General features: G+C 58.7%; 30 protein-coding genes and 3 pseudogenes. 16 read left to right on the top strand and 17 right to left on the bottom strand.

The window, feature by feature from the left end; genetic code table 11:
• Positions 1–350 precede the first annotated feature (350 nt).
• The gene (locus tag JG743_RS28720; protein ID WP_202295417.1) at positions 351–560 is read right to left on the bottom strand and encodes a hypothetical protein; all 210 of its coding nucleotides are present in this window, start codon (positions 558–560) and stop codon (positions 351–353) included.
• A gap of 164 nt (positions 561–724) precedes the next feature.
• Between JG743_RS28720 and JG743_RS28715 the strand changes: the two genes are divergently transcribed.
• Complete coding sequence (locus JG743_RS28715; protein ID WP_202295414.1) at positions 725–1087, top strand: hypothetical protein; 363 nt, start codon at positions 725–727, stop codon at positions 1085–1087.
• A gap of 210 nt (positions 1088–1297) precedes the next feature.
• A complete protein-coding gene (locus JG743_RS28710; protein ID WP_202295411.1) occupies positions 1298–1465 on the top strand; it encodes a hypothetical protein in 168 nt (55 codons plus the stop codon).
• 307 nt (positions 1466–1772) lie between these two features.
• Here the strand turns inward: JG743_RS28710 and JG743_RS28705 are convergent.
• Together JG743_RS28705 and JG743_RS28700 are read right to left on the bottom strand one after the other, a co-directional pair.
• A pseudogene (locus JG743_RS28705) lies at positions 1773–2917 on the bottom strand (IS3 family transposase).
• 522 nt (positions 2918–3439) lie between these two features.
• Positions 3440–4156, bottom strand: coding sequence for a hypothetical protein (locus JG743_RS28700; protein WP_202295408.1), 717 nt, complete (start codon positions 4154–4156; stop codon positions 3440–3442).
• Here JG743_RS28700 and JG743_RS28695 point away from each other — a divergent pair.
• Entirely contained in the window at positions 4155–4301 is a 147-nt protein-coding gene (locus tag JG743_RS28695; protein WP_202295405.1) for a hypothetical protein, read from the top strand. The genes JG743_RS28700 and JG743_RS28695 overlap by 2 nt on opposite strands.
• Here JG743_RS28695 and JG743_RS28690 read toward each other — a convergent pair.
• Together JG743_RS28690 and JG743_RS28685 are read right to left on the bottom strand one after the other, a co-directional pair.
• Positions 4298–4684, bottom strand: a complete 387-nt coding sequence (locus JG743_RS28690; protein WP_202295402.1) for a hypothetical protein — start codon at positions 4682–4684, stop codon at positions 4298–4300. The genes JG743_RS28695 and JG743_RS28690 overlap by 4 nt on opposite strands.
• A gap of 42 nt (positions 4685–4726) precedes the next feature.
• Positions 4727–5698, bottom strand: a complete 972-nt coding sequence (locus tag JG743_RS28685; RefSeq protein ID WP_202295399.1) for an IS1595 family transposase — start codon at positions 5696–5698, stop codon at positions 4727–4729.
• A gap of 648 nt (positions 5699–6346) precedes the next feature.
• Between JG743_RS28685 and JG743_RS28680 the strand changes: the two genes are divergently transcribed.
• Entirely contained in the window at positions 6347–6601 is a 255-nt protein-coding gene (locus JG743_RS28680; protein ID WP_202295396.1) for a hypothetical protein, read from the top strand.
• Between the two features lie 34 nt (positions 6602–6635).
• Here JG743_RS28680 and JG743_RS28675 read toward each other — a convergent pair whose 3' ends face one another.
• Positions 6636–6977, bottom strand: coding sequence for a hypothetical protein (locus JG743_RS28675; RefSeq protein ID WP_202295393.1), 342 nt, complete (start codon positions 6975–6977; stop codon positions 6636–6638).
• A gap of 227 nt (positions 6978–7204) precedes the next feature.
• Here JG743_RS28675 and JG743_RS28670 point away from each other — a divergent pair, with 227 nt between their 5' ends.
• Together JG743_RS28670 and JG743_RS28665 are read left to right on the top strand one after the other, a co-directional pair.
• Positions 7205–8116, top strand: coding sequence for an ankyrin repeat domain-containing protein (locus JG743_RS28670; protein ID WP_202295390.1), 912 nt, complete (start codon positions 7205–7207; stop codon positions 8114–8116).
• Between the two features lie 171 nt (positions 8117–8287).
• Positions 8288–8737 (top strand): thermonuclease family protein, encoded by a 450-nt coding sequence (locus tag JG743_RS28665; protein WP_202295387.1) that lies wholly within the window; start codon positions 8288–8290, stop codon positions 8735–8737.
• A gap of 180 nt (positions 8738–8917) precedes the next feature.
• On the opposite strand, the gene JG743_RS28660 is transcribed toward JG743_RS28665, so the two are convergent.
• Complete coding sequence (locus JG743_RS28660; RefSeq protein ID WP_244672953.1) at positions 8918–9058, bottom strand: hypothetical protein; 141 nt, start codon at positions 9056–9058, stop codon at positions 8918–8920.
• Positions 9059–9554: 496 nt separating this feature from the next.
• Between JG743_RS28660 and JG743_RS28655 the strand changes: the two genes are divergently transcribed.
• The 3 genes and pseudogenes from JG743_RS28655 to JG743_RS28645 form a co-directional block, all read left to right on the top strand.
• Positions 9555–11291 (top strand): adenylate/guanylate cyclase domain-containing protein, encoded by a 1737-nt coding sequence (locus JG743_RS28655; RefSeq protein ID WP_202295381.1) that lies wholly within the window; start codon positions 9555–9557, stop codon positions 11289–11291.
• Positions 11292–11973: 682 nt separating this feature from the next.
• The gene (locus JG743_RS28650) at positions 11974–12213 is read left to right on the top strand and encodes a hypothetical protein (RefSeq protein ID WP_202295378.1); all 240 of its coding nucleotides are present in this window, start codon (positions 11974–11976) and stop codon (positions 12211–12213) included.
• Between the two features lie 568 nt (positions 12214–12781).
• A pseudogene (locus JG743_RS28645) lies at positions 12782–13495 on the top strand (IS91 family transposase); the annotation flags it as partial.
• A gap of 273 nt (positions 13496–13768) precedes the next feature.
• Here JG743_RS28645 and JG743_RS28640 read toward each other — a convergent pair.
• Positions 13769–14194: a hypothetical protein gene (locus JG743_RS28640; protein WP_202295375.1), complete on the bottom strand. Its 426-nt coding sequence runs from the start codon at positions 14192–14194 to the stop codon at positions 13769–13771.
• Between the two features lie 233 nt (positions 14195–14427).
• On the opposite strand from JG743_RS28640, the gene JG743_RS28635 reads away from it, so the two are divergent.
• Complete coding sequence (locus tag JG743_RS28635) at positions 14428–14592, top strand: hypothetical protein (RefSeq protein WP_244672952.1); 165 nt, start codon at positions 14428–14430, stop codon at positions 14590–14592.
• A 43-nt stretch (positions 14593–14635) separates the two neighbouring features.
• Here the strand turns inward: JG743_RS28635 and JG743_RS28630 are convergent, their stop codons facing one another.
• The gene (locus JG743_RS28630; protein WP_202295369.1) at positions 14636–15073 is read right to left on the bottom strand and encodes a hypothetical protein; all 438 of its coding nucleotides are present in this window, start codon (positions 15071–15073) and stop codon (positions 14636–14638) included.
• 659 nt (positions 15074–15732) lie between these two features.
• On the opposite strand from JG743_RS28630, the gene JG743_RS28625 reads away from it, so the two are divergent.
• Entirely contained in the window at positions 15733–16032 is a 300-nt protein-coding gene (locus tag JG743_RS28625; protein ID WP_202295366.1) for a DUF1236 domain-containing protein, read from the top strand.
• A gap of 279 nt (positions 16033–16311) precedes the next feature.
• On the opposite strand, the gene JG743_RS28620 is transcribed toward JG743_RS28625, so the two are convergent.
• On the bottom strand, positions 16312–16638 hold the full coding sequence (locus JG743_RS28620) for a CsbD family protein (RefSeq protein ID WP_446720879.1): 327 nt from the start codon (positions 16636–16638) through the stop codon (positions 16312–16314).
• A 347-nt stretch (positions 16639–16985) separates the two neighbouring features.
• Between JG743_RS28620 and JG743_RS28615 the strand changes: the two genes are divergently transcribed.
• Positions 16986–17249 carry a YMGG-like glycine zipper-containing protein gene (locus JG743_RS28615; protein ID WP_202295362.1) on the top strand — a complete coding sequence of 88 codons (264 nt, stop codon included), beginning with the start codon at positions 16986–16988 and terminating at the stop codon, positions 17247–17249.
• 509 nt (positions 17250–17758) lie between these two features.
• Here the strand turns inward: JG743_RS28615 and JG743_RS28610 are convergent.
• Positions 17759–17953: pseudogene (locus JG743_RS28610) on the bottom strand (winged helix-turn-helix domain-containing protein); the annotation flags it as partial.
• 168 nt (positions 17954–18121) lie between these two features.
• On the opposite strand from JG743_RS28610, the gene JG743_RS28605 reads away from it, so the two are divergent.
• Complete coding sequence (locus JG743_RS28605; protein WP_202295360.1) at positions 18122–18955, top strand: ATP-dependent DNA ligase; 834 nt, start codon at positions 18122–18124, stop codon at positions 18953–18955.
• Between the two features lie 3 nt (positions 18956–18958).
• Here the strand turns inward: JG743_RS28605 and JG743_RS28600 are convergent, their stop codons facing one another.
• The 3 genes from JG743_RS28600 to JG743_RS28590 all read right to left on the bottom strand — a co-directional run bounded on the left by JG743_RS28600 (position 18959) and on the right by JG743_RS28590 (position 21736).
• Complete coding sequence (locus JG743_RS28600) at positions 18959–19234, bottom strand: hypothetical protein (protein WP_202295358.1); 276 nt, start codon at positions 19232–19234, stop codon at positions 18959–18961.
• A 121-nt stretch (positions 19235–19355) separates the two neighbouring features.
• Positions 19356–20177, bottom strand: a complete 822-nt coding sequence (locus JG743_RS28595) for a plasmid partitioning protein RepB C-terminal domain-containing protein (RefSeq protein WP_244672951.1) — start codon at positions 20175–20177, stop codon at positions 19356–19358.
• Positions 20168–21736: a recombinase family protein gene (locus tag JG743_RS28590; protein ID WP_202295356.1), complete on the bottom strand. Its 1569-nt coding sequence runs from the start codon at positions 21734–21736 to the stop codon at positions 20168–20170. Before JG743_RS28590 ends, JG743_RS28595 begins: the two co-directional genes overlap by 10 nt.
• A 244-nt stretch (positions 21737–21980) precedes the next feature.
• Here JG743_RS28590 and JG743_RS28585 point away from each other — a divergent pair, with 244 nt between their 5' ends.
• Both JG743_RS28585 and JG743_RS28580 read left to right on the top strand, forming a co-directional pair.
• The gene (locus tag JG743_RS28585; protein WP_202295354.1) at positions 21981–22298 is read left to right on the top strand and encodes a YMGG-like glycine zipper-containing protein; all 318 of its coding nucleotides are present in this window, start codon (positions 21981–21983) and stop codon (positions 22296–22298) included.
• A 104-nt stretch (positions 22299–22402) separates the two neighbouring features.
• Positions 22403–23017, top strand: coding sequence for a class I SAM-dependent methyltransferase (locus JG743_RS28580; RefSeq protein ID WP_202295352.1), 615 nt, complete (start codon positions 22403–22405; stop codon positions 23015–23017).
• A 996-nt stretch (positions 23018–24013) separates the two neighbouring features.
• Here JG743_RS28580 and JG743_RS28575 read toward each other — a convergent pair.
• The 3 genes from JG743_RS28575 to JG743_RS28565 all read right to left on the bottom strand — a co-directional run bounded on the left by JG743_RS28575 (position 24014) and on the right by JG743_RS28565 (position 25315).
• Positions 24014–24187 (bottom strand): hypothetical protein, encoded by a 174-nt coding sequence (locus tag JG743_RS28575; protein WP_202295350.1) that lies wholly within the window; start codon positions 24185–24187, stop codon positions 24014–24016.
• A 516-nt stretch (positions 24188–24703) separates the two neighbouring features.
• Positions 24704–24976, bottom strand: coding sequence for a hypothetical protein (locus tag JG743_RS28570; RefSeq protein ID WP_202295348.1), 273 nt, complete (start codon positions 24974–24976; stop codon positions 24704–24706).
• 39 nt (positions 24977–25015) lie between these two features.
• On the bottom strand, positions 25016–25315 hold the full coding sequence (locus tag JG743_RS28565) for a hypothetical protein (protein WP_202295345.1): 300 nt from the start codon (positions 25313–25315) through the stop codon (positions 25016–25018).
• 163 nt (positions 25316–25478) lie between these two features.
• Here JG743_RS28565 and JG743_RS28560 point away from each other — a divergent pair, with 163 nt between their 5' ends.
• Entirely contained in the window at positions 25479–25748 is a 270-nt protein-coding gene (locus JG743_RS28560) for a hypothetical protein (protein WP_202295342.1), read from the top strand.
• Positions 25749–26543 lie beyond the last annotated feature (795 nt).

Here is a 26543-nt window from a genome sequence, read left to right as displayed (position 1 = left end):
GCCTGACCGGCTTCTCTTGGGGGGTGCCGGCTGAGAGACCGTAGTATTAGCAACTCTGCAGCAGAACCCCTTCACGGACGTTTTCCCCCGCTATCGGCCGGCCGTTTGTGTTTTTGTAATATTGGTTGTGATATAGGCGGTTGTGGAAAAAGCAGTCGCTGGTCTGGTTGTACTGATAGTTCTAGCCCCGGCAGTGGCCGTCGGTGCTATGTTCGCTACATCGACCGCCGTCCTCTTCCATCAGCATAAAGAACCATTCGGCCTGTTCGAGTGCCACTATTTCACCAGGACGGGCATGGATTTGATTTATTCCAAGACCGGCTGCGAGAGGTTTGTCACCATAGGCGGCGCTACCCAGCCGTAGGAGGATTCTTGCGCTTGCCCATCTCGCGGTAGATGAGCAATCGCATCACCATTTCGGGGCTGCCTGCGGGCGCGGTTCTTGGCAAATTGGCTTCGAGCGCTTGAAGCTTGAGGTCGTCAAGGTCCGCCAGATTGTCCTTGATCGCCTCGATCGCATCGCGGAGTTTCGCGACCAACTCAACCGCAACGATATGCATACGCAACGCCTCCCATATGGGGAGTGCTAATGTAAACCGTTCGCGGCTCTGTCACATGTTAGTTTTGCTTAAAGTGCTAAAGTTGTCGCCTTGCGTTTAAGGGCGTCGTAATTTAGCCAGATGATAAAGCCACGCTGGCGGGCGTCCCGAAATCGGAGAAAACGATGAAAAAGTTCCCTTTACTGGTAGCGACCTCGATCGGCTTGCTGGGCGGTTTCGTGGCCGGGAAATCCTTTGCAAGCCAAGTCTCCGATCACGGCGCGCCAGTGACCGCCACCATACTAAACGATGACAGCGAGGACGCCACCACCGGCGACCAGAACGATGATAGTGCCGTCGAAAGCGATGACAGCACCGGTGATGATCAGAATGGCGATGGCGTCGAGCAGGGCGACCAGGGTGAAGATGGCGTCGACGTCGGTCCGCATGAGGGCGACCAGGGTGAAGATGCCGGCGATGATAGCAGCGACAGCGGCGATCACGATAGCGGCGACCATGCTGGTGGCGATAGCGGAGGTGACGACTAATACGTTGGCGGGCCTTTAATGTTTGTTGACCATATTAGCCCACGATAACAAACGGACATGCTAGGTATTTGCGTACATGCCACAAAGGTCCCGGCGCTGGCCCTCGCGCCGGGACCTCAAGCTTTTTTAGCGCGGATCGATTCAGGCGAAAGAAACCCGCCAGCCGAAGCCAGGGGGTCCCAAAAAAGGCTGCAAAAGCGGACACAGCCGATGGCCGACGAGCCCGCGACAACAACCTACGTCGTGAGCGTGTTTGAGGCGCCGAACTGGCGCATCGTCCTGACCACGAATGAAAAGGCCAAGGCGCTGGCCCGGGCAAGGGAGATCGGCGACAAGGTGAGGGTCGAAGAGATCACGCCGAAGCCTGAGAAGCGCTAGAGCCAACGCGCATTCGATTTGTGTGGAACGAAACTGCTGCCGTTTACCACGTGGCCGGATGCCCTTGTGCCCCGCTGCCACCGCAGACAAATTAACCACGTTGCGATGTGAGTTCGAACCCACGGTGCATCTTCGCCGTTGACCAACCATGCAACAAGATCACAAAGCGAGATTCCGCTGTCGCCCCGAACAGTCCGGTACATGGATGGTGTGGGACGATGTCGACGATGCTCCGGCGAGCTTGGGGGGCTGCCTGCTTATCGGCCGGACCTGGCATTGGGCTGCTGCCGGTTTTTCGGACACGCAGTTAAGCTAGCATAGCTTGTTCCTCGAACTCGACGGGGCTGAGATAGCCCAGTGTCGAGTGCCTTCGCCGGGGATTGTAGAAGCACTCGACATAATCGAACACGTCGGCCCTGGCGTCATCCCTCGTCCTGTAACCTTACGTGCTGTCCGCTCGGTTTTCAGCGACGAGAAGAAGCTCTCCATCGCAGCATTGTCCTAGACGTTGCCCGACCGGCTCATTGAGCAGGTGATGCCGTGATCGGCCATCAGGCGCTGGAACTGCTCGGTGGTGTATTGGCTTCCCTGGTCGGAGTGGTGCAGCAGGCTGTCGGGCCTGCCTCTCCTCCAGATCGCCATGATCAGGGCGTCGGTGACGAGCTGCGCCGTCATCTCGGCCTTCATCGCCCAGCCGACGACGCGCCTGGAAAACAGATCGACGACGGCGGCAACGTAGAGCCATCCTTCGGCGGTCCAGATATAGGTGAAGTCGGCGATCCATTTCTGGTTTGGCGCCGATGCCTCGAAGGCGCGGTCAAGGAGGTTGTCCGACACTGCCGCTCGCTCGCCCTTATCCTTCGGCAGTCCGCGGCGCCGAGGCCGGGCCCGCAGGCCGTTCCCAGCATGAGTCTCTCGACGCGATGCAAGCCGCAGGAGAGACCCTCGGCCAGCACGTCATGCCAGACGCGCCTGGCGCCATAGGTTCGGTCGCTGCTCTTGAAGCTCCGGTCGATCGCCGTCACCAACACTTCGTCGTGCCGGGAGCGAGCGCTGGGGCTGCGGTTGAGCCAAGCATGGAAGCCCGACCGAGAGACATCCAGCGCATCGCACAGCCATGCCACCGGCCAGACGCCCCGGTGCCTCGCGATGAAAGCGAACCTCATGTCACTTCCCTCGCGAAGTAGGCTGCGGCCTTTTTAGGATATCGCGCTCCGCCTTTAGCTTCGCGACTTCCTTGCGCAGCCGGTCAATCTCCTGCTGCTCCGGCTTCATCTGCCCATGACCGGGAAACGCACGCTGCGGATCGGCCGATAGCTCGCGCACCCATTTGCGCAGCACATTCTCGTGGACATCGAGGTCGCGGGCAGCCTGGGCCACCGCAACGCCCCGATCCTTGATCAATCTCACCGCCTCAAGCTTGAACTCGCGGCTGAACTTCCTTCTTTGCATTCCCTCTCTCCAGTTCCGTTAAACACCTCATCTTGGTGTCCACGAAACCGGCAGCAGGCCACATCGCGCCAATGTGGCCTGTGACCTGCTTAGGCGCATTTACCGCAACGGGCTGGACGCGCGAGCACTTGGCAAGGGAGGGCCGCCCTCAGTTGGCGAGTCAATCATGCGTATCGACGATCTCATTTCATCCATCCGCAGGGAGCGGCACAACAACCACGACGTCTGAGTTTATTTCCTTTCGAGCCTCGCAAGAATCGGGTGGTGGAGCGCTGATGGATCTGCCGCAATTCCCCCACGGGGAGGCCTCCAATGCGCCCGGCTGCACTGCGGCTTCGATCGATCCGACAAGTTTTGTTGCCACTGATGGGTTTTACCGACTGGCACGAAGGCGTCAACGCGACGGGCACGCCCGTTTGGAGACGCTACATAGCGGGTACGGACTCATAGGAATTTCGTCCTAATTATATACTTGACGTACCAGGATCGAAAATGTCTACTGAGCCCCGACAGGCCGGCACTTCAATCGAACAGTTTGATGATCGACTCCGTAAGGCTCGTGAAATCGCGGAGCACGGTCGCCAGTGGGCGACCCCTAAGCCCCTCCGGCTCGGAGAGATTTATATCTACCCCGATCTCGGCCTCCATCATGGTCCCAGCGCCCATGATTGCAAAAGCTTGCCTTTTAGCCGTGAGCGGTCCGGCGCCAAGGAATCTCAGAGAGCTAATATAGCCGCTTCGGAGGCCAAATTGGCCGATGTCGGAGGTGCTCATGATGAGGCGCTGGTGTTTTCGCAGAAGGTCGGCGGAGTGGAGCGCGAACAGCATGGGGTTGCCATCAGCGTAGGGTTTCAAGCTCGCGATAACGTCACGGTCGGCCTGCGAAAGATTGCGGAGTTTGCGTTTGAGCCCATCGTCCTCGAAAACGGCGAGGTCTCGGGATACGGGAAAATAAACGTTTTTGGTCCCTTTGCCGTTGCGGGTTGCCAAGACGCAGGCAAGCCCATCGAGGCTCGCGCGTAGCTCGTGAATTATTAGGCCGGACTCGATGGCTAAACTGCGCGGCGGCTCCTTGGTCAGTTCCATAAACAAGGTTGTGGAACCGCTTGCCTCATCGGTTTCGTGCGACATCTTGTAAGCGCCGGATCTGATGAACGCGTCAATCTCGGCCGCGAGCACGATAGATCTGGTTTTGCACCATTGGATGCGCTCGCGAGTTTCGTTAAGGTCGTTAGCCATGTCAGAAGCCACCAAAGACAAAGACCAGGAAAAGGGCGACGAGGTTTTGCGCCGCTTATTGAAGACGCCGCCGAAGCCGCACGAATTGGCGAAGCCTACTGCGAAGCAGGTTCCGCAGCCCAAGAAAAATGACAAGAAACGCTAGTGCGGGCGATCGCGCTTGGCTGTTTTTTGAGCCGTCGCAGCGCGTTGCATTTTGTGTGCGATCTGGCTGGCCTCTTGAGTGGGAAGAGCAAAGTGGTGCTCAAGGCCGCTTTCCATCTGGAACGATAGAAGGACCGCCTTGCCCGACTGGTCTGGCGCTACCCGGCTACGTCTTGGTTCGGCCGCTGAAATCACGCCCATCGCATTTTGAGTTTTGCGATATTCCGGCCGAGAAAGTGCCGCGATTAGGTCTGCTATCATCTGTTCCAGCATCGCCGGTTCAAATTCTAAGACGATATTGCCGGCGCTTGTTCCCAAGGTGGTCGTTAGCGATACGCCGTGCTCATGCACGCCGACGTCTACAAGCTTCGTCACTTTTTGCATGGTTTCCCCCTTCGCAGGCGAAGGAGTTTACGCGCTTTTTGTTTAGGCGATACTGGTTTCACCAATCCGCCGATAAGTAAGGCGCTTGTCTCGGGCCATGCGAAGCAAATCAGCGGCGCGTTCTGCATCCGAGACTTTCAGAGCGGCGCGGCGATTGTAGCGGAAGTCGAACTCGGCAAGGTAGCGATGCAAATGAGCCTCGCCGCAATGCTGGTAGACGCCAACCATGCCGCGCTTGAAGACCGAGAACACGTTTTCAATCGTGTTGGTGTGGACTTCGCCGCGAGCATATTCGCCAGCCGAATGGTTGACGGTCTGGTGCTTGGCGTATTCCTCACCGGTGGTGGTGTAGAGGCGGCTTTCGTCCGTGTAGAGGATCGAAGCGCGGTCGGAATTGCGCACGAGGATATCACGCACAACCGCCTTGGTGGCGTGCTGGACGTGGAAGGAACGGACAGAGCCGCCGCGCTCGACCAGCGAGACAACGGTGCGCTTCTGTGCGCCGCCGCCCTTGCCCTTCTTGGTGAAGGGGCGGCCCTTGCGCTGCGGCGAGACGTAGGGAACGTCGCGCTTGCCGATGTAGGTTTCGTCGGCTTCGATGGTCTTGCCTTCACCACCAAGCGGGCCGGACGAAGCGACGTCTTCCTTCATGGCCTCGCGAATGCGGTGAGCCATGAACCAAGCGGTCTTGTAGCTGACGCCAAGCATGCGGTGCAGCTGGTGAGCGCTCATGCCTTTCTTGGATGAGGCGTAGAGATGCGAAGCCAGCACCCACTTGTGCAGGCCGATCTTGGAACGCTCGAACACGGTGCCGACCGTGACGGAGAACGGCAGGCGGCATTCGTTGCACTTGTAGACGCCGGGGCGCGTGGATTTGCCCGCAAGCTTGGTGATGCGCTCGGGATTGGCATTGCCGCAATGAGGGCAGAACGGACCATGCGGCCAATGAATGGCTTCCAGATGCTCGCGGGCCTTGTCGGCGTCGTGGTAAATTTCGGCGGTCAGATCGAACATAGCGGTAACTCCTTGCGTTTGTTATCGCAAAATCCGTCTGGTACGTCAAGTATATAATTAGGAATTTCGTCCGATGACGCCCGAAGAGGAAGCCGAGGCTTTCTGGTGGTGTCATCCACCGTATCGAGCACGCCGTATCTTCGCGTCGATCAGCGATTGGAACATCTAGCCTTTGGCACCGCCAGCGCGCGTTCTTCCCGGCCGATTGCCGCCGGGTGTCGAGTTCATCCCCGAGAATGGCGGCGCAGCCGGCGTGAGGGCCCCCACGACCATTTGAATTGCCGCGCGGCGACTGACTACCCTAACGCTTCATGGTCAACCTGAAAATTGCGCTCTGGCTTATGCTGGTGTTGCTGGTCGTGATCGACGTCTATCTGTGGGTCGAACCACAGGTGATCGATTGGTCATCAAAAATTTGACGGCCAGCCTGGCAGCGACCGGACAGTCTGTTGAGGTGTGTTGGACTGGCCGCCGGAACCGGCTTGGGCTTTGACGGGGGCAAGCCTGCCTAAGACGACCGTTTCCCTCCATTTGGCCGGTAGCCCCATAAGGAAGCCGGCCTGAGTGAACGTACTTGCGTAACTGCTAAAATAATGAAACCGTCGCCTTGAGCCCGTTGGGGAAATGGGAAGCGGATTGGGGCGATCGATGTACTTTCCGCAGTTTCTGGTCGGAATATTCACCACGACAACCGTTGTGGGAACCTGGATCTATGCCGCCTCAGGATCACTCTGGAAGGCGGTCTTATGGTCAGCGGTCACATTGATCCTCATCCAGCTCGGCTATTTCGCGCTGGTTGTCCGACAGATCTATAGACTCGAACACGAAGACGCGTTCAAAACTGCACCGAACAAACAGCAGAAGAATTTGCCGAATTACCCTAATGGCAAGCGCGCCCGATGACCCCGAGACCAAGGAAGCATCAGGGGCTACCCGACTAAATCGCATCTGCTGGCGCGAAGAAGCAGTTTTCGTCTTCCTCGGTCGGATGCAGGCAGATGTGGAAGTCGTCGTCGCCGGACGGGAGGACACTGTCATAGGGCACGAAATATCGGTCTTGGTGGGTGACTTTCTGATGATCGCCCGGTCGCAAGATTATGACGTAGCCATCGGGTCGTGGTGTTACGGCCACGCTTGGAATCTTACCGCACTCTCCTGTCTTTAGGTTACCGTGACAGCAGGCCGGCGGATAGGTCCAGCCGATATCGGCGCTGTGCGCAAACGCAGAAACATCCTCAAGCGCAGCAGCCGTGGCGATCACGCCTTCCCAGCCCGCCATGCGTCCTGTTCCGACCGCGTGCACCGAATGGTCCCCCAAGCGATGTCGTCGAAGCCATTTTACACCATTAGCGATTACTAATATAGTGCGGCAACTGGGTCGGCCACGCGCTCGCAGATCGTGATGATGCGGCCTCTTGGGGCACACTACGTCGGGCTGGTCGAAGGGATTTGATCGGGTATATGCTCAACCTTCTCAATTCACCGTGTCGGCGGAGGGACAGTCGGATGCGTGAACTGATTGGCAGCGTGCTCATCTATTTGGGTGCTCTTACAGCCGCGCAGGGCGGTCCGCTTCACCAGGCGGCCAAGAGCGGCGATCTGGTTGCCATTACGGCGGCCCTCGATGCAGGGGCGGACATTGAGGAGCAGGACAAGGGCGCCACGCCGCTCTTCCTGGCAGTTCGTAGCGGCCATGCCGACGCGGCAGAACTGCTGATCGAGCGCGGGGCCGGTGTGAACAAGGAGTCGGTGCTCGGCCTGCCGCTCACGGTTGCCGTCCTGAAGAACTCCGCCGACCTCATGCGACTGTTGTTGGCGCACGGTGCTGACCCCAACGCCGCGGCGAGGGGCGAGACCATGTTGCACTTCGCGGTCGAGAGCGGCTGTCTCGATTGCGTGAAGGTGCTCGTTGAGGCCGGCGCGGACGTCAACGCCGTCTGGATTCGAGGTGACCCCGCCCGTCTGCCGGGTATTATCACGCCCTACCACCTTGCAAGGAACGAGGACCATGCCGACATCGCCGCCTACCTCAAGGCTCATGGCGTGGTCATTGTGAAGCCCGAGCCGATTTCGGCGAAGCTGGCGATGGCTGACCCGGCAAAGGGCGCGGCGTTCTTTGCCGCCAACTGCGCAGCCTGTCATGTCAAGCGTGCACAAGATGTATCCACCATCGGACCGAACCTGTGGAACGTGGTTGGACGCGACAAGGCGTCGACGAAGTTCGACCGCTACTCCCAAACCCTCATGGCTTGGGAGGGTGCCTGGACCTACGAGGACCTCAACATTTTTCTTGCCGGTCCCACGCTCACGACGCCGGGTGTGAACATGGACGTTCGCGGCGCGCCCGATGAAACCGATCGGCTGAACGTGATCGCCTATCTGCGAACGCTCGCCGACTCGCCGGTTCCGCTGCCCTAGGTGCACCTACCCCATCAATTCGCCGCTTCGCGGCATAGAAGCCGGGGCGGATCGGCGACAAGATCGGGTCGAGGAAGATCACGCCTGCCAAGCCCACTGAAAATTTCGAAAACGGTCCCTTTTCGATACGACGGGAAGGCGCAATATTAACATTGCTCGGCCATGTGCAGGTTGATCCTCGCTCTCGCCTTCATGCTCACCTGTGGCACCGTGTCCGCAGGAGAGCATTGGTTTGCTAATGACGGCGACACGCTGTGGCATAACAAGGAGCAAGTACAGCTGGTCGGTATCGATGCCCCCGAACTTCTGCAGGGGTGTTTTGATGCTGCTGACAAGATCTGGCCCTGCGGCAGGTATGCGCGTGACCACGTTCGTCATCTCATTGCTTCAGGAGATGTATCCTGCATCATCGAAGGCAAGGACCGCTACGACAACGATGTCGGCGTCTGTTTCGTTGGAAGCATCGATCTCGGACGCGATCTGGTGAAACACGGATTGGCGGTCGCCGACAAACGAGCTCCTCGATACCTTGCCGAAGAGCGCGAAGCCCGCATCGCCAAGCGTAACTTGTGGGCAGGGAACTTTATCGATCCCGGCGAATATAGACGGGGTCGACGCTGATAGGCTGATAGGAACGTACAGACAGCGGCGCAACTAACCCGCCGATGCCATCCCGACCGCTTTTCCCAAGCCGATTGCAACGCCGGCGATGAACTTGCCCGCGAAGTCAAGGACGAGCGCGGGCTGATTTACAAGCCGCACAGCACTCCGAGTGGCTACGGCAAGTCCAAGGGCAGCTAATCACCGTCGGCCGATGCTGATGCTTGGCATGTCGTCGCTTTCGCCTTGCATGAGGAATTCGGCAAGCGCACCCATGAGCCATTCAGCGGTGAACTTGTCGAGGTTCAATTCGACGTCTTCGTCGTCCTCGCCAACCAGCATCAAGGTGCCTTGCAACGGCTTGCGTGAAATCACTATGACGTCGTCATCCTGATATTCAACAGACTTAGGCATCGGCCACGGGTGCCGTCAATCTATGACGCGGACGGGCGCGGGCCTCCATGAAGCTGAGACGTATGCTGCTGCTGCCAGCAAGTACGAGTCAGGGCCATGTCATCGCGTGAAGGGCACGGCGGCTCGCAAAGCACGGGCCACATATCAAACGCCGCTGTCGGGCGTTTGTCGGGGCGACGGCAACCATTGTCCGTTGCTCATATAGGTTGTTGTTGGCGCCGACGTACCACTTGGCGAAGACCAGCTCCACAGAGCGTAGATATATAACAGGCTACGCTCGACCGAGCGGCAATTTCCGGGTTTGTTGGTGGCTCGTTCCAGCGCGCCAAAAACCTGCTCGACCGTCTTGAGGCAAGTTTCTGGCAGACATTTGCGCCGTGTTGTAGATTGGTGGGGGCGATGGGAACGAAGAGGTTGGTCGGCAGTGGTTGGAAATGCTGCGCAGCGCCGTTTGGCTGCCATCCTAGTGGCCGACGTGGTTGGTTACTCCCGCCTCATGGAGGCGGATGAGCTCGGCACTCTTGGTGTGCTCAAGGAACGGCGAAGGGAGATCGTGGTGCCCGCCGTTCGAGAGCACGCTGGTCGAATTGTCAAGTTCATGGGTGACGGAATCCTTGCCGAATTTGCAAGCGCGGTAAATGCGGTGAGTTGTGCGCTTGAACTTCAGCTCCGCATGGCCAAGGCAAATGAAACGCTAGCATATGCTAACCGGATCACATTGCGGATAGGCATTAACCTAGGAGACATTATAGAGGACGAGTCGGATGTCTACGGTGACGGTGTTAACATTGCCGCGCGGCTTGAAACCCTGTCCGAGCCGGGAGGTATTTGCATTTCGGGCCAAATGTACGACGCGATTCAAGGAAAGCTCGAGATTTCAATCGAGGATATTGGGGAAAGCTCCCTCAAGAATATATCCCGGACAATTCGCGCCTATCGCATCAGGCCCAGCGACGCAGAAGGAGTCCAAGAAGCCCAATTTATAAGGGGCAACGAGCGTACGACGGTGGCGGTATTGCCGTTCGCAAATATGTCTGGCGACCCAGCACAAGACTATTTCTCGGATGGAATAACCGAGGACATAATCACGGAGCTTTCCCACTATCAACATCTGTCGGTGATTGCACGCAACACGACAGCTCTGTTTAAGGATCGGTCCATAAACGTGGCGGAGATAGGCCGCAAGCTTCGGGCTGATTTTGTGATTGAGGGAAGCATTCGGCAAGCCGGCAACAGGGTCCGTGCTACAGTTCAACTCATTGACGTTCAAACTGGGACTCATGCGTTCGCAGAAAATTTCGATCGGAAAATTGAAGACATATTTCAAGTTCAGGACGAGATCGTTGATGCTATTCTTGGTCGGCTTTTTTACAATCTAGATGAAGCAGCAAGCAAAGCTCGTCAGCGAAATCCGACGACAAGCACTACCGCCTATAGTTTGTGGTTGCGCGGCAGGCAGGCTTCGAGAAATGGCGATGAGGAGGATGCTATAAGCTGCCTGAATCAGGCGATCAAAGTTGATCCTCAATATGCGAGAGCGTTGGCCATGTTGAGTGGCCTGTATGGCTATAGACGATTCACCGGATCCGCACGTGACACTCATATGAAAATCGCCGAACTATCTCGCGGATACGCTGAAAGAGCTATCGCTGCCGACAAGACAGACGCCTACGTGCTTGAACAGGTAGCAGCTGCGTACCTAATGCTCGGTGATGGAGACAATGCAAGACGATACTCTGATAGTGCAAGTTTAATCAATCCGCGTGACATCTCCACGGCCGCCACACGCGCACTAGTTCTCGCCTTCGTAGGCGAACGCAATCGCGCACGGGAGATAATTGAACGTGTATGTCGGGCTGAGCCACGCGCACCGCCGGCATGGAAGGTTATCTTGGCAGACGTACAGTATCTAATGCGTGACTTTGAAGGAGCCCTTAATACCTACAAGACAATTAACGGCGCACCTTTCTATGTAAGATTGCTTCAGTCGATGTGCCTTTCACAACTGGAAAGGATCGATGAGGCAAAAGCAATTCTAGGCGAGGCACCGACAGGTTTCGATATTCCGGCATTCGCCCGCAATTGTGCAGGCATGTGCGCGCTGGCCGAAGACCGTGAACTGTGGCTCGAGGGGTTTCGCAAAGCAGGCGTGGACGTGTGAGCGTCGTGTTCCGTTCTCAGTTGAAGACGTTTCGACGGTTGCGGCTGTACTCAGCCCCCTGTTCGTCAGGGCTGTGATGCGGCGATAGCCATAGGTCGGGCGTTCGTCGATCAAGCGGCGAACCAGCTCCAAGGGCCCTCGTCGTCGGGTTTCCGATAAGGCCTGGTCTCATTGGAAATGCCGGCATGGCCCCACCATCCTTCGGGTCTCCTTGTGAAAGGCCCGCTGCCATGTCAAGGCGGCGGGTTTCACATTTTAGCGATTGCTGAAACATAAGCCGGCTCAAGCCGTTTATTGTTCGCCAGATTGTACCTCTGGTGGCACAGTAGACCCTCCCGCCGGCTTCGGTCGGCGGGTTTTTTATTACGCATCTAAGCAGCGTCCAGCGGCCCGACAGCCTGTTGGGGTATGCTTGACGGACCATCGGGCCTGACCGGCTTGGGGCTTTGGGGGTGGGCAAGCCGGCTGCGACGACCGTAGTATTAGCAACTCTGCAACAGAACCCCGCGCGGACGTTTTCCCCCGGTAAGCGACGTTAGGCGACGCGACGTCGTGATGCACCCGCATTCGAACCCCAGACAATTGCGCATTTGCTAATTTAGTGAAACGGTGAAGCGGGAACTTTGGGCAAAGTGGCGCCGATTCTCGAACCGGTGGTTTGAGATGGGCTGGGGAAAAGAGCATGTATTTTCCGCAATTTCTGGTCGGGATGTTTGCCACGACAATCGTTGTGGCAATCTGGGCCTACATGGAAGCCGGTTCAATCTGGACGGCGTTCGGCTGGGCAGTCTTTACCCTGATCGTCGTGCAGGTCGGCTACGTCGGCCTTGTCGTTCGCCTCATAGTCAGGCGATCGGAAGCCGAGAACGTGGGGACGGCGCCGGTGGACCGCACTTCACCGTTGATGTTCCGGGATTTCTAGAGATCCACCACCCGCAAGCGCGCGTCGAGACGACACCTGCCCCACAATGGGTCATTTGCTGCTGGCACCACAATTGCAGTGTCAGCAATGCCTGGTGTTGGGACCGGCACTTGGGGCGCAGGGGGGCCTCGCCGCTTCGCGAATGGAGCGGCGAGGTTTTCAATTTCAGGCGGATCGACGCGAAGGTGACGGCGCGCTCAATACGGTAGAAGGCCGGCCGGAATGAATGTGTCTCACTGCCTCTTTCTGGCCCTGTGAAGAGGCCCGCTGCCACTCCATCTGAAGGCCCCGCGTGTCTTCATCGCCCTGGCAGTGAAGGAAGCAACGGGAGGAGCCGAGTTGCATTTTCCTCGCTAGAATGATGATCGGACAAGGTCATCATAAAGCTTGAGGGGCCAACTCCGTCCCGCTGATTGGAGCATGCGTTGTTCTTGCGCAGCCCTTTTGAACGCATGAAAGGCGACCTCGGGGTTGCAGTCTCCATCCCTCGCAGCAGTAAGAAGCCGTTCGGCCTCTTTAAATGTCGGCATTTCCTTGGGCGCGGCCGCGCGCACATGGCTGGCCGAGCTACTTCCATGTCGTGTTCACGCTGCCTGCCGAGGTCGCCGTCTTCGCGTTCCACAACAAGACGCTGGTCTATCACCTGCTGTTCAAGGCGGCATCGGAGACGATGCTGACGATCGCGGCGGATCCCAGGCACCTCGGCGCGCACATCGGCATCACCGCCGTACTCCACACATGGGGCTCGGCGATGACCCACCATCCCCATCTCCACATGATCGTGCCGGGCGGCGGCGTCGCGCTCGACGGGAAGCGCTGGGTCCCCTCGCGCCCGGCCTTCCTTCTTTCGGTGAAGGTGCTCGGCAAGCTCTTCCGCCGCCTGTTCCTCACCCGACTGCTCACGCTGCACGACGCCGGGCGGCTCGTCTTCTTCGGATCGATGGCGCACCTCGCCGAGCGACGGGCCTTCCTACGCCACCTGGCTCCCGTCAGGAAGAAGCGCTGGGTGGTCTACGCCAAGCCGCCCTTCGCCGGTCCTGAGGCGGTGCTCGCCTATCTGTCGCGCTATACCCACCGGGTCGCCATCTCGAATCGCCGCCTGATCGCCTTCGAAGAGGCTGGCGTCACCTTCCGCTATAAGGATTATCGCCGCGACGGCGCCGACCGCCAGCGCGTCATGACGCTCGCGACCGACGAGTTCATCCGCCGGTTCCTGCTCCATGTCCTGCCGCGCGGCTTCCATCGCATCCGCCACTACGGCCTGCTCGCAGGCGGCTCTCGCAAGGGCTGCCTCGTGACTCGACCACGACGAACTCGGCGAAGGACTGTGCACCCGGTCAGCAGGCCGGCAGTGCGAACCAGGGAGCCCCTGGGCAGCAAAACACCGACGCCAAAACCGCGGCTCCAGGACAGGTAAAGAAAACGGTTCAAGGTTGTTGAGGCGGTCGGAACAAGAACTCGTTTCTTTCGTTGGAAATGCTGACCGGAGTGGATTGTCCCCTCCGTCCCGGTCCCTTTGTGAAGAGGCCTGCTGTCCTCTCACTGGCGGCGGGCTTCACATTTTTGAATGGACTACCGCACGCCATTCAAGACCCATTCTGAAAGCCGTAGAAGCGGAAGACCGCGTCGCCCCCATCGCCTGGCAAGTCGCCGGTGGAGGAAGCAACGGGAGGAGCCCAGTTGTATTTTCCTCGCTAGAATGATGATCGAACAAGTTCATCATAGAGTCTTGAGAGGCTAAGTCCGTTCCGTCGATTGGAGCATGCGCTGCTCTTGTGCAGCCTTTTTGAACGCCTGAAAGAACCTTGGGTTTGCACTCTCCCTCCGTAGCAGCAACAAGCAGGCGTTCGGCCTCTTTAAATGTCGTCATTTTCTTGTTTTCCCATGCTCCACCAAGGGCCGTCTCTGCGTCGCTGATCGAACAAACCAGCATTAGCCGCCCATCTGAAAATCGAATTTTGATTGGATGCGCTGCAGTCATCGGCTGGGGCTATCCTTCTCGTCGAAGAAGGAAAAACGCGAGCAAACCGATAAGGTTGCAGCCTGTCACCACTTACCGTCTTGGGGTCGGCGCCAGGAAGCCGATTTGGGACTGCAGCCTGCCGTCGGAACGAATTCCGTACCGACCCGTTTCCGCCCAATATACGGGATTGAGGAGTGGCAGTTATGGCTGACGGACCTACCGTTGGAAACTCTGGTGGGAGTGCAGGCGGCATGGTCGTCGCAATCGTTCTTGCGATCATCGCCATCGTAATTGCTCTGTTCGTCGGAGGCGCAATTGGCGGCGGTAAGGACATCAACGTCAAAGTCGATGCTCCAAAGGTAGAGACGCCTGCCGCGCCATCTGCGCAACCCAACGCGAACATTCAATTAAGCTAAGATGGCGCAGGAACAAAACCTCGCGCATGTCTCCGATTACCGATCACGCATCGACCAGTGGCCCGATAGCCTGTTTGACCTTTCCGGATTGGTCGGTCACGACACTCCCAGAATGGGTAGCCAAAATAAGGTCAGCGGCTTCGCATATCTGGTCGACCATTCCTGGTGGCAGGAGAAACGAAAGATGCCTTTCACCACGAAAAAGCGTCAGCAAAGTCTCGTTGGTGCCCTGCAAACCCCATAACTCAGACCAATCGGGCTTGAGAAGATAATGCTCCTTGGGAACAAGGCCTTTCGGAAGCGGTGCGAGGGAGGTTGCCTCAAAAATGCATTCTAACATTCCTGCTACTGCCTTTTTGTCCAGCGCCAGACGATGCTCAACACCCCCTCGATCTCTAAAGCCCAAAAGCACGTGCTGCCCGTCATCCGTTTTCATGATGCCGATGACGTCGGCCACTGCTGTCGCGGTTACTTCTACCATAGCTGTCTCCATGACCCGATAAATGGCGCTGCGCTGTCCTCGACATGGAATTGTTCAACAAGCTCTCTAGTAGTCGTGGTTGCCATCGTTCTCGGGTCCTTCTTTTGAACAATCGCATTGGCGCCCGCATACGGATAGGTGTCCGCCCGCTGCTGCGCTGTGGCGGACACCTACTCGACCGACGACGAAGGGACTAATCTCGCCAGCCGCTTACCAATGAAGTTGCAAGCCCTACGTTTCCCGCTTCAGACCTCTGTTTGGCAAATTGGGACTTCTGGTACCGAGCATAGGACCTAGGTCGCAGCGGCCAAGCAGTGCTCGACGCCTACTCTCTGGAGCCGCGCGCTGCCACCTGTCTGCCAAGAGCCTCGCGAGATGGTCACGTTTCAGAACCACTAGAAAGGCGCGCGGCCTGTCGTACATGCGGCGGACGCATTCCTCGCAACGGAAGGGGCGGCCCGGCATGCACTCCGGTGGGGCTGGGCCAGAAAGTGCCGAGCCTGACCGGCAAAGTGGGCTTGGGCGTGGGCCGGCTTCAAGAGCCCCCACCCATTCCGACCGAAGGCCCAACCCAGGAACGTTCGCAATTGCGTGGCGTTGGATGAACTTCTGGCGCGAAGACAATGTCGTCTGGCGCAATTCACATCAGGAGGAAGACTATGAGAATGCATTTCATTGCCGCCGCTGCAGGGGTTTTGCTGCTTGCCGGTATTGGTGCGGCAACCGCCGAGACCGTGGTGATCCAGCCGGAGCAGGAAACGGTCATTAAGGAATACGTGAAGAAGCAGCCGCTGGCCTCAGTGAAGCTGCCGGGCGTGGAGCTCAACATCGGAACGGCTCTGCCCGACACGGTCGAGCTGCATGAAGTCCCCAATGTGAAATACCGCTACACCGTGATCGACAACCGCACTGTCGTCGTGGATCCGGACACCCGCACGGTCATTAAAGTCTATGACTAAAGACAACACCGGCCGCTTAATGGGCGCGTAAAATATCAGGTTCGCGCAGCGGTGGGCGGACTAACTCAGGGCGGATGTTATGAAGATGAATCGAACGTAATGCTCTCGCCTTTGTGCGGCCTCGCTGTCGGCCCGCTATTGGTCGCCAAGCCCACTCCTAGTCCTGCGCGCCGCCTTTTGGTACGATATCGCGCCCTCTTTTTGCCAGGGATAAGGATAAGATGCACCCCCTCTCGCCCGCTGACTCCGGCCGGCGGGCTTTTTCAGGGCGTCTTGTCTTCAAAACGGCGAGCATGCCGGCCGTGGTTTCAAAAGCTTCTTGTTGATTGCAGCGGCGGCCTTATTAGTAACGTCCTTGGCCGCTGACTTTACGTCGCCGACAATCTTTTGGACCTTGCCCTTCGCTTCCTGCGCCCCGCCCTCGACACGCAACCTATCGTTGCCCACCGCCTTGCCGACGCCCTGCTTCACTTTGCCTGCCGCCTGGTTCGCGAGGCCCTTGGCCTTGTCGCTGGTGCTTCCCATGACATCCTCTTTGATTGAGCGCCGCATTCCGGCGCGAAGAATGAACGGGATGCCCGCTCTGATGTTCCGGAATTTCTCCAATGAGGCTGCGCTATCATCTGGAATGAATTAGCGAGACCTAACGGGACTGCAAGGACCATGCGATATTGAATCAAATTCCAGGGCCTTGAGGTTCCTAGTTGAGTCTGAAGTTCATTCCACCGTTGATGCCGACGCTCGTCGACAAGCTCCACTGGGTTAGCGTTGCATCCATTCTTGCGTACTTTCGTTGTTGCGGCTCAGGTGGTGCATGAGATGAGAGCGGTCGACGAACGTCGCCTCGCAGATGGGTTTGACGCGGGAACCAGGGTCGATTCGCAGATGTCGAGGGATCGAAAAACACAATGGCGCATTTATTCTCCGGCTAATTAGGGCCTAGGAGATAACCAATGAAGAAGACACTGCTCATTTTGAGCTTGCTCATTCCGCTCGGGGCATGCTCCCGCACCGAACAAGGGGCTGCTGTTGGCGGGCTGGGCGGCGCCGCGGTGGGTGCCGCGGTGGCCGGCGATCCGGTGCAAGGGGCTGTTGTTGGCGGTGCAGTGGGAGCGTTAGCAGGGGCAGTGATCGGACACGCTAGCGAGGCCGGCCAATGCAGGTATCGAGATCGTCACGGCCGCGTTTATATCGCACGGTGCCCCGACGGCTATTGACATTGAGGCGCGTGATCTTTGCAGGTAAATCGCCTTCCAGTTGGCAAGGGTGAATGCAGGCGTCTGATGAAAAGACTCGTCGGTGTTCTGTTCGCCCGTGCCAACGCTGCCGCGATAAGTGTTCGGACTTACCCTGGCCCTTTCGGCCTCGCCAGTGGACGCGCGCGATTGTCTACCTCCCCAACTCACAAACCCAGGCGCGTTGCTGCAGAAAACGCGACTCGACCCGCGACCCCGCGGTCGGAGGTGCAGCATCAGCGTGTTGTCCAGGTCGTTTCCAAACGGACGGCGGGAGACAGCGGATGTCAGATGCTCAAATGGGTTCCCACCCGCCGGGACCGTGCCGATAGGAATAACTGGCGGAGATTTCGAATCCGCGTCGCGAAGGCTGCCAGGCTCGACATTCGACGGAGATTCCTGGGTGCTCGATACGAATGACGTTAAACGAATTTTCAGCGTGGCGAAGCCGCGATGAAACAGCCGTTCCCGCTTGAATGAGCAGCGCCGCATTCCTCAACGGCGGTGCCCGGCCAGGCGGCGTCCATCAACTCGGCCTTGGTCAGGATCTCGCCGGGCCGGGCCGTGAGCGCAGCAAGCAGCCTCAGCCCGCGATGCCCAACAGTGATTGGGATCTGCTCTTTAAGGAGCGTCCCGTTGTCGGTATCGAGTACGAACGGACCAAAAGCGATGCGAGTCCCCTGCATGTAGGCATACTCGACGTTCCGGAAATTTTCGGAACAGGTTCGATTGGTTAATTCAGCAGCAGCTAACGGAACGGAAACGACCGTGCGATATTGAATCAAATTCGATGTTGCGGGACGTTCCATGCGTAGCCTGCCGGCGTTGGCCGGTTGGAGTTCATCGAGCCTCTCATGCCTACCCTGGTTGAGAAGCCGCCGGAGGGGCGACGGTTGGATTCTGAAGTCAAGTTCGATGGCTACCGTTCCCAGATCGTCAGGGATGCGGATGGCGTGCGCATCTTCACCCGGCGCGGTCTCGACTGGACGTCGAAATATCACGACCTCGCCAAGGCAGCGGGAGAGTTGGACGTCGAGGGCGCCATTATCGACGGCGATGTGATCGTCACTAATGAGGCTGGGCTCTCCGACTTCAAGGCGCTGCGCAAGGCCATCATTAGCCGACAGCACGACCTCTATTTCGTCGCCTTCGATCTCCTCCACCTGAATGGCCACGACCTACGCGACATGCCTCTAGAAGACCGTCGCGAGATCCTGGCAGAGATGATACCGGAAGGCGGCCGAATCCAATTCAGCCAGGCTTTGCCGGGCGATGCCAAAGCGATCTTTCATCTGGTCGATCAGGCTGGGCTCGAAGGCATGGTGTCTAAACGTCGCGACAGCAAATACCGCTCGGGCAACTCGACGGCATGGCTGAAGACGAAGACGTTCACGATCGACGAATACGAACTGCTCGGGGTCGAGAGAGAGGCTGGTAAACCAGCGTTCGCTCTGATGGCCGAGCGAGGCACTGGACGCTATGTCGGCAGCGCCTTTATCACATTGAACCGCGAAATGCGCGAACGGCTCTGGCAACGCGTCCAGGCGCACGCAGGGACGGCGCCGATGGGCATGAAGCGGCCGGCGACGCAATGGGTAAAGCCGGGGCTGATCGGCCGTGTAAAGCACCTGCGCGGCGAGCACGATCTACGCCATGCCTCCCTGCTGGATTTTCGCGAAGACGCATAGGCGTCACCTCCGGCCACGCCAGCCCTTCGGCTCGAAATTGACCAGATCAGCGGGCACTTCCGCCCGTTGCCCGCTCATTGGGGCGACGCTAATGGGCATGGGCCGGCGCTTGATCTCGAAATGCGTCAGCAAGGCCTCTTCCAGATAGCCCGCCAGCTCGTGCTGCAATTCCGTGCGCCGGTCGTAGCTTGGGTCGATCAGCGGCGCTAGGTCCTTGAAGGGGATTTTGCCGAGCGCAACGGAGACAATCGCCACCAGATCGGAACGGGTGTTGTGCATTCTCTTCTCCCTTGATGTTCCCATTCTGTTCGGATGGGACGACACAGGTCAAGAGAATTGGGATAAAATTCCTATAGCTACCAGCCGTCGCGTAGGGTCAAGAAGCGTGAGCGGACCACACCTAGTTGAAAGCGGGCATCGCCAAGTTGTGGAACTCTTCAAAATGGCCAGGAAAATTGCGGGCCAAATATCGCACCACCTTTGGATTATCCATCAGCCGGTCAAAATAGCGGCTGGCCGCGACCAGCTCCAGGCTTGCTGGGCCACGTCGTTCGACCGCATTTAGGAATGCGCGGCTAAGCATGCCCAACTCGTTCTCCATCTTCGCCATTTGATCTTCGGAAAGGCCGACAATCTCCTTTCGCGGGTCGGCGCCCTTGGCCAGGAGGGACCGTGGCGTAAGTGCGACGAGCATCTTCACGTAGTTGAACCTGACCCGATCCATGGCAACCATTAGCTGCGCAATCTCTATTTGCCTGATCGGAACGACAAGCCGCAGCAAAGCGAAAAGCTTGGCCGGCCCCGTGCAGTACTGCAGTAGCTTGAGGGTTTCCTGGCAAACCGTGCCAGCGGGGAGCAAGGGGGCGCTCACGACAGAGGGCTGAGGCGCGCGCTGCGCGAGGTTCGAGCCTTGGATTCTCCGTGCCAATGCGTTTGGCATCGTCGCAAGGTCCTCGGATGCCAGCAGCGCGCGAAACTGCCTATCGCCCGTCATCACGCGAACCGCCACGGCGATGCGGTCCAGCCCCTGTTCCAGTTCTTCTGATTCTTCTGTGAAGGCACGCTTGCGTCTGCACTCTGCGTCGAAGGTCGCGAGGAGTATTGGGCCGAAACGACGCATCAACGGCCCTTGCTGGTCAGGCGCAAAACGCCTCTCGTTTCTGGGCTCACTTTGCAGGAGAGCCTCGTAGGCGTCTTCACGGCTCAGGCGCTTTACGTGCATGCTGCGCCCTCGACGGATACCCGCTTCGCCAACGCAATAAGCGGCTCGAGCGTGGGAAAAAGATATGAATCTAGACGCGCGCCGTTGTTGGCATGCAGTTCCCGTTTGCCATCGATCTCACGTACGGGAGCAATGAGGTAGTCTCGAATGGTGAGGTCGCCGGGGTTCATCCGGATCAAGACAAAAATGTCGGGCTGAGGCTGACGATCAGCTTTCGAAAACCAGCGCGGATAGCCCAGGCCGGAAACTCTGCAGCGCCCCACCGCGACCGCCACAGTGATCTCGTGGTTGATCCGCACGAGGTCAGTCTCCGTGTCATGGGTCGCAAGTGAGCCACGTTCTTCAACCGCCGCCAGGAGATCGTGAATCGCCTCCTGCCTCATCGTTTCTAAGCGCCGGTTCACATGGATGAAGCGGTAATTGTTGGGTGGCCGGTAACCGATCAGTTCATAGGCTTTGATGATGCTTCCGAAACGCGAGTGGAAACGAGCGGACGGGGGGCAGTCAGGTGCGGCGTCGATAATGAAGGCGGACAAGGCGCCGCGACGGGCCAGGAGCTCCTTGAGGGCGGCCAGCATCTCGTCGTTTGTCATGTGGCGATAGATAGTCTTGAGGATAGCCTGCGCTCGGTTGAAAAGCTTACGGTCCACGATCGGTTCGAAGACGTTTTCCGCCCGCACCCACTGTTCCGGGGGATTGCTGACCTCGTTGCTTTTGAGCCTGGCCGATCTCTTGTTCCAAACGCTGTTGCCGATGTAATTTTCGTTGGTCAGCACCGAGTGCAGGGACTCCCGCTTCCACGGACGCCCGAGGTCGGTCAGCACGCCGCGCTTGTTGAGAAGCCTCGCGATCGTAAGCTCTGTCTTCCGCGTTTTGACAAAGTGATTGAAAATCCATCTGACGGTCGCGATCTCGTCTGGAGGTCCGGGGGCCAGAACAATTCTGTCCGTTTGCAGGCTCTTGTATTCGTGGAACGAAAGAATGCCTTTGGGACGCCCCTGTTGGTCGACAAGCAAGCGTCGTAGGCCAAGCCCTGGCTTTGCACCCTGGCGGAACCCCATCCGGATCAACCTTGCTTGACCAATGAAAACCTTCTGCGACAGCATTCGGCTATGCTCGGCCGCCATGCTGCGCTTGATGGCCTTGAGCACATCGGAGCCGATGCTGCCGTCGTTCGCGAACTGCTCGGCGCAAAATTCGATCCGCACCCCGGCCATCTGGCATCTGTATTCATAGGCGGCGCTTTCATCGATGTTCTGGAAGCGCCCCCATCGGCTGACATCGTAGACCACGACCGTTTCGAAATCGGCTTGCCCACCCTCCACATCGGCCAGCAACTGCTGAAGGCCGGGGCGACCTCCCAGGTTGAGACCGCTGCGACCGGCGTCTTCATAAGAGGCGACAATGTCGTAGCCCATGATATCGGCATAGTCGCGGATGGCATCCTTTTGGTTGTCGATCGAGTAGGTCTGGTGCTCCGTCGACATGCGCAGATACTGGGCCGCGCGAACACGTAGCCTCCCGGAGGAGGCGTCGCGGGCCACTGCAATCTTGTCCATACCTTTGCGCCGTCGTATCGATGTTCCCAGCGTAGCGATCGACGACCTGCGGGTTGGTTAGCAATTCCGGTCCAGTTTATGTCGAATGCTCAGTGCTTTCCTGTTTGGAAGCCATGATCTTCAACAGCCGGGAAACTGTGACTCACTTCGTGAGTAAGCGCGCCCCCGTTCCGCCGCAATGGGACCGCACTTGGCGCAATCGCCCCTATCTTTTGGTCCCTGGGGCTTCAGAGGAGTTCTAGAGATGATCGTCAAGAAAGCCATTCTGGCGGTGCTGATGACCGCCGCGCTCGCCGGGTGCGAAACGCAGACCGAAGGCCAGCAGCGCGCCACCACGGGCGCACTCATCGGCGGAGCCGGCGGCGCCCTCGTCGGCCAGGCTATCGGCGGCAACACCAAGAGCACGGTGATCGGTGCCGCTAGCGGCGCGCTTCTCGGCGCCGTTGTCGGTAGCGCCACCACGCCGCAACGCCGTGGCCAACAGCTCTGCCGCTATCAGGATCGCTACGGCCGCATTTACACCGCGCCTTGCGACGACCGGTACTACAACGGCGACTATTGAGGCCGCATATCCCGACAGGTCGGTGGAACATCTCCCCGACCTGTCATCTTTTGCCCACTTGCCTGGACTAGGATCTCTTCTGCGGCGGGCAAGAGGAGGTCGAAGTGGCGACAAACCTTGCCGGCGCGCTGAAGAACCGTGGCAAGCAGGTGGTGAAGCAGCTGATCGGCTACGATAGCCGCAACTGGCTGCGCATCCGCCAGATCGAGGCCTTCACCAATTTCCTCGAAGCCGGCAACCGCAAGGCCGCCGACGCGCTCGAGATCTCGCCTGGCTGGAACCGTTCCTGGAAGGCGATATGCCCGAACTACCGCTCGGTCGATTACCCCGAATTCGACATCTGCCGGGACCGCACCGACGAGCAGTTTTCCATCGTCATCGCCGACCAGGTGCTGGAACATGTGCAGCGGCCGGTGGCAGCGGTGGAAAACATCCACGCCATGACCCGCCCGGGCGGCTGGGCGATGGTCGCCACACCGTTCCTGTTTAGGGTCCACGCCCGGCCGCACGACTACAACAGATGGACCCCCGCCGGCCTGAAGCAGCTGATGGTCGAGGGCGGCTTTCCCGAGGCCAACATCAAGGTCCAAGGCTGGGGCAACAAGGCTTGCGCGCGAGCTCACATTGGAGGACCCGTCCGCGCCTACGGCATGTGGCGTGATCTCAGCAATGACGAGGAATACCCGCTGATGGTCTGGGCCTTCGCCCGCAAGGGGTGAGCGCCGGCCATCGTTCTGCCGTCAGACAGAAAGGCTTACACCTCCTCCTTGAGACCGTGCTAATGTTCGCTGGCTTGGGGAGGACGGCCACATCGACTTCATCGCGAACCTGTTTGCCGGCCTGTGGGCTGCCGGCGTGCTCGCCGCCCTCTGGTACGTCTGGAGGCGGCAACGTTCGCCACCCCCTGCCGAAAGCAAGGAAGATCGAGATCTGCGCGATTGGCTGGACGGGCAGATGTAGCTCCCCCTTCTTGCACGACGACCTGGTCAGGCTCTTCGACTGCTCGACATGCAAGGCCGCGCGGGCCGCGACCGGAGGTCGGTATTCTTCACATGCATTTCCTGACTACGAAGGCCCGCAGCGGGAGCGCAACCGCAACTGGAAGCCGGCTTTCGAGGAGGCCAAGATTTGATGCCGCCTCTTACGACGGCACCCTGACAGCGCATTGTGGGAACTGACCTGCTGCCCGATCGGCAAGGGCCTTTCTCGCGGTAGTCACGTGAAGCACTTCACAAATCGCTAATGCAGCTCTGTGATAGGCTTTTCAGTAATTTCCCGACACCTCAAAACTTGGGAGAAGATCCATGCCTGGTGGTGGTGTGCCCGAAATTGACAAGATGGTGGACCCGTTTGACGAACACAGTATGGGCCACACTTGGAAGCACGGTACAGGCTTCGAGCCTGGCGGCGGGAGTGGTGGCACACAGGATGCTACTAGCTCGCAGCCCTATTACGCCAACTGCCAAGATTGTCCGGGCGACGGGACAATCGGCGGCTGGGTAGGCCCAAATCGCTCAACGCGGGCTGAAGCTCAGGCCGATGCGGACGCCCACAACAGGAGCAATCCGGGCCACGGGGCTGTGGTGGTGTCGCTGAAGTAGTCGACACCACAGGCCACTGGACAACCAAGATGGTCCGCTACGCGGTAGCATTTCCGAAGACTTGGAGACGCCGTGTGACCCCCCGGTATGGGCAGCTTTCTCTAGCCCCGTTTGCTAGTCACGCCGCGCGGCAGCACTGTCGGTGCCTGCAAGGATGTCGCGAGACCGCTCTATCAATCGGCGGTTCCGCTCGATGAGGTCCTCGGCTTCCTTGATACGGATGAGGCTTTGCCGCTCCCTCTCATCGAGATGACTAAGTGGGCTTTTGCACTCGCTGATCTGTTGCATGACCACGCCTCAAATATGAGCCGCCTGCGTCCGCCTGCGATAGAAACCCGCCAGGCTGGAATCTGTTCCCCTAAAGGCCCACAGGCGGGCGCTAGGACGCGTCAGTCGTCAGACGCTTCGGCGGCTGGGGCCACGGCGGCCAGGAACGCTGGCGGAGGGTCCTGGGTCAAGAGTTGAGTAGGTAATCGACGAAGTCCTTGCGGAGATTGTATCGAGGAGCCTTGCCGGTCGTGACGTCAAAGGGCGTTAGGGGTATTTCACTGTTTCCTCCCTAGCGACGCAAAGGTCCATCTACAGCTGCTGCAGGGACAAAGGAAACGGCGGCCTTCTTTCACCTGAGCGTTCTCCCCACCTGTGGCTGTCGGCGTCCATTTTCCCGTTCGTCATCGCAAGCGCGGGAAACTTCAGCGGCTTGGATAGCGGCGGCGGAGAACGCGCGCTGAGCGGCGAAATGACCGACGCGATGCTGGCGAGATAGCCAGCCCGCGTCGGCCATACTTACGAGTCTAGGTGAAATTAGTAGGCCTTCTTGGGGGCTACCATCTTCGTGGCGTGCTTCTTGTGGTGCTTCACCGGGCACTTGTGCTTCGTGGTCGCCTTGCAGACCTTCGTGACGTGTTTCTTAGGCTTCTTCTTCGTCATGGCATCCGAGGCCGGCGCAGACGTAGTTGTGGTCGTCGCTGCGGGCGCAGGCTTCGTAGCCGCGGCGGCATTGCTCGGACCGAGAACTGGCATCGAAACGGCGAGCGTGAACGCAAGACCAACGGCGGAGAGAAGAGACTTTTTCATGTGCCTATTCCTTTTTCGGCAAGTCGGGTTTGAGCGTCACTAATCAGGATCGATCGGTGTCACTCCAAGCAGCTTCAAAGCGTTCGCGAGCATCCGGATTCCCTCTGCCTCCTTCTTCTTAGCGCAGTACCGTTTTCCCTTTCTCTGAAGAGCCTTCGCCGCGGTGACCTGCGTTGCCGCGGCATGCGTTTCGAGGGCTTGGTCAACTTGATGGCTGAGTTTTGTGCAACGCTCAGTCCGAGTGAGCGGCGCCGCCTTTGAGATGGAGGCTCCGGTGGCCGCCGTGATGAGCGACATGCTGAGCAACGCACCCATCAGGCTGATCGAGATTCTGTACATCGCTTGTCGCAGACCCGAACAAGTGTGCAGCAGTGCTGCAGCCGATGAACTTCGCCCTCGACCACATGTTACGCCTGAATGATTTCTGGAGTTTTTCCGAAGTGTTTCCGAATTGTGTCTGCGAGGGGCGCTATGGAACCACGCCGAGACGGGGCATGTGCCCATGCCGATGACGTCGGCGCATATTGAAAACCAGATCGGGCTGGCGAGCGCGTGGGGCAGGCCGACGAATATCTCGGCCGAGGATATAGCTGCGATCGGCTATGTCCTGATCTATGCGATGGACGTCCTCAACCCGGTGCGGGAGACGCGCTTCACGCTGAACAGCGTTATCAACGTCATAAACAGCCTGTCCCGATCTACAGCCGGTGATAATCTGGAGCAAGCGATAGTGATCGCACTGCGGCGATATCAGCGGGCCGACGATGCTTAGATGCAGCCTTCCGCTGCCGCCAGAAACTGGCCTGGCTGCTCCGGTTATAGCTGCTTGGGTTTGTTGCGCCTAACGGCACATGCGGCGGACGCATTTCCGGGGGGAGGAGCGGCCTGGCACCTGTGGCGGGGTTGTGGCCAGCAAGTTCCGAGCCTGACCGGCAATACCGGCAAGCGGGCTTCGAGGGGGCCGGCTTTAAGGAATATACGCAACAGCTAATATAAGGGAATGCTACTTGCAGGAGCGCGCCAGATACTTCGGCGGCGGGGCGGCCAGAACGAGCGCGCGCTGGCGAGGCTCTGTATTTCGAATGTGGGCTTACATCATATAGGGTGGATAATACCACTCCAAAAGCTTGGCTTCCTCGGCTGGCGTCATCGGACGAAATTCCCATGAGTCCGTTCTCGCGATATAGCGTCGCCAAACGGGCCTGCCCGCTGGGTTGATGTCTTGATGCCAGTCAGCAAAGCCCAACAGGGGCCACAACGTTTGTCGGATTGATCGAAGCCGCTGTGCTGCGGTGCGCATGGGAAAGGCCTCCTTCCGCTGGTTGCAGTACTGCCGCCGTAGCGTTGCCGGCCGATCTCCAGCGGCCCGGCGGCCATGGGGGGTGGCTCGGGGTTTGACCGCCCGGCCTAACCGGCAAACGGGGTAAGTTGCCGGCTGGCAAATTATAGGCCGCATATTGGAATATTCAATTTTGCTAAAATGCCTCGGAACAAAAATTCCCGCGTCTCGTTAGGAATGCCGGCCGGAAGGCATGGCCCCACCATCCTTCCGGCCCCTTGTGAACGG

Source organism: Mesorhizobium sp. 131-2-1 (assembly GCF_016756535.1).
Lineage (GTDB): Bacteria > Pseudomonadota > Alphaproteobacteria > Rhizobiales > Rhizobiaceae > Mesorhizobium.
The sequence above is the reverse complement of the archived record's forward strand: the minus strand, read 5'-3'. Positions and strand labels throughout refer to the sequence as shown.

Coding starts and splice junctions, on each gene's coding strand:
- JG743_RS28570 (WP_202295348.1), bottom strand. CDS start 24,976: ATGAAAAAGTCTCTTCTCTCCGCCGTTGGTCTTGCGTTCACGCTCGCC.
- JG743_RS28720 (WP_202295417.1), bottom strand. CDS start 560: ATGCATATCGTTGCGGTTGAGTTGGTCGCGAAACTCCGCGATGCGATC.
- JG743_RS28585 (WP_202295354.1), top strand. CDS start 21,981: ATGATCGTCAAGAAAGCCATTCTGGCGGTGCTGATGACCGCCGCGCTC.
- JG743_RS28715 (WP_202295414.1), top strand. CDS start 725: ATGAAAAAGTTCCCTTTACTGGTAGCGACCTCGATCGGCTTGCTGGGC.
- JG743_RS28685 (WP_202295399.1), bottom strand. CDS start 5,698: ATGTTCGATCTGACCGCCGAAATTTACCACGACGCCGACAAGGCCCGC.
- JG743_RS28595 (WP_244672951.1), bottom strand. CDS start 20,177: ATGCACGTAAAGCGCCTGAGCCGTGAAGACGCCTACGAGGCTCTCCTG.
- JG743_RS28615 (WP_202295362.1), top strand. CDS start 16,986: ATGAAGAAGACACTGCTCATTTTGAGCTTGCTCATTCCGCTCGGGGCA.
- JG743_RS28565 (WP_202295345.1), bottom strand. CDS start 25,315: ATGTACAGAATCTCGATCAGCCTGATGGGTGCGTTGCTCAGCATGTCG.
- JG743_RS28600 (WP_202295358.1), bottom strand. CDS start 19,234: ATGCACAACACCCGTTCCGATCTGGTGGCGATTGTCTCCGTTGCGCTC.
- JG743_RS28560 (WP_202295342.1), top strand. CDS start 25,479: ATGCCGATGACGTCGGCGCATATTGAAAACCAGATCGGGCTGGCGAGC.
- JG743_RS28640 (WP_202295375.1), bottom strand. CDS start 14,194: ATGACTGCAGCGCATCCAATCAAAATTCGATTTTCAGATGGGCGGCTA.
- JG743_RS28650 (WP_202295378.1), top strand. CDS start 11,974: ATGTATTTTCCGCAATTTCTGGTCGGGATGTTTGCCACGACAATCGTT.
- JG743_RS28625 (WP_202295366.1), top strand. CDS start 15,733: ATGAGAATGCATTTCATTGCCGCCGCTGCAGGGGTTTTGCTGCTTGCC.
- JG743_RS28630 (WP_202295369.1), bottom strand. CDS start 15,073: ATGGTAGAAGTAACCGCGACAGCAGTGGCCGACGTCATCGGCATCATG.
- JG743_RS28660 (WP_244672953.1), bottom strand. CDS start 9,058: ATGCTGGTTGGCGAGGACGACGAAGACGTCGAATTGAACCTCGACAAG.
- JG743_RS28680 (WP_202295396.1), top strand. CDS start 6,347: ATGTACTTTCCGCAGTTTCTGGTCGGAATATTCACCACGACAACCGTT.
- JG743_RS28575 (WP_202295350.1), bottom strand. CDS start 24,187: ATGCAACAGATCAGCGAGTGCAAAAGCCCACTTAGTCATCTCGATGAG.
- JG743_RS28670 (WP_202295390.1), top strand. CDS start 7,205: ATGCGTGAACTGATTGGCAGCGTGCTCATCTATTTGGGTGCTCTTACA.
- JG743_RS28675 (WP_202295393.1), bottom strand. CDS start 6,977: ATGGCGGGCTGGGAAGGCGTGATCGCCACGGCTGCTGCGCTTGAGGAT.
- JG743_RS28690 (WP_202295402.1), bottom strand. CDS start 4,684: ATGCAAAAAGTGACGAAGCTTGTAGACGTCGGCGTGCATGAGCACGGC.
- JG743_RS28700 (WP_202295408.1), bottom strand. CDS start 4,156: ATGGCTAACGACCTTAACGAAACTCGCGAGCGCATCCAATGGTGCAAA.
- JG743_RS28710 (WP_202295411.1), top strand. CDS start 1,298: ATGGCCGACGAGCCCGCGACAACAACCTACGTCGTGAGCGTGTTTGAG.
- JG743_RS28590 (WP_202295356.1), bottom strand. CDS start 21,736: ATGGACAAGATTGCAGTGGCCCGCGACGCCTCCTCCGGGAGGCTACGT.
- JG743_RS28635 (WP_244672952.1), top strand. CDS start 14,428: ATGGTCGTCGCAATCGTTCTTGCGATCATCGCCATCGTAATTGCTCTG.
- JG743_RS28605 (WP_202295360.1), top strand. CDS start 18,122: ATGCCTACCCTGGTTGAGAAGCCGCCGGAGGGGCGACGGTTGGATTCT.
- JG743_RS28695 (WP_202295405.1), top strand. CDS start 4,155: ATGTCAGAAGCCACCAAAGACAAAGACCAGGAAAAGGGCGACGAGGTT.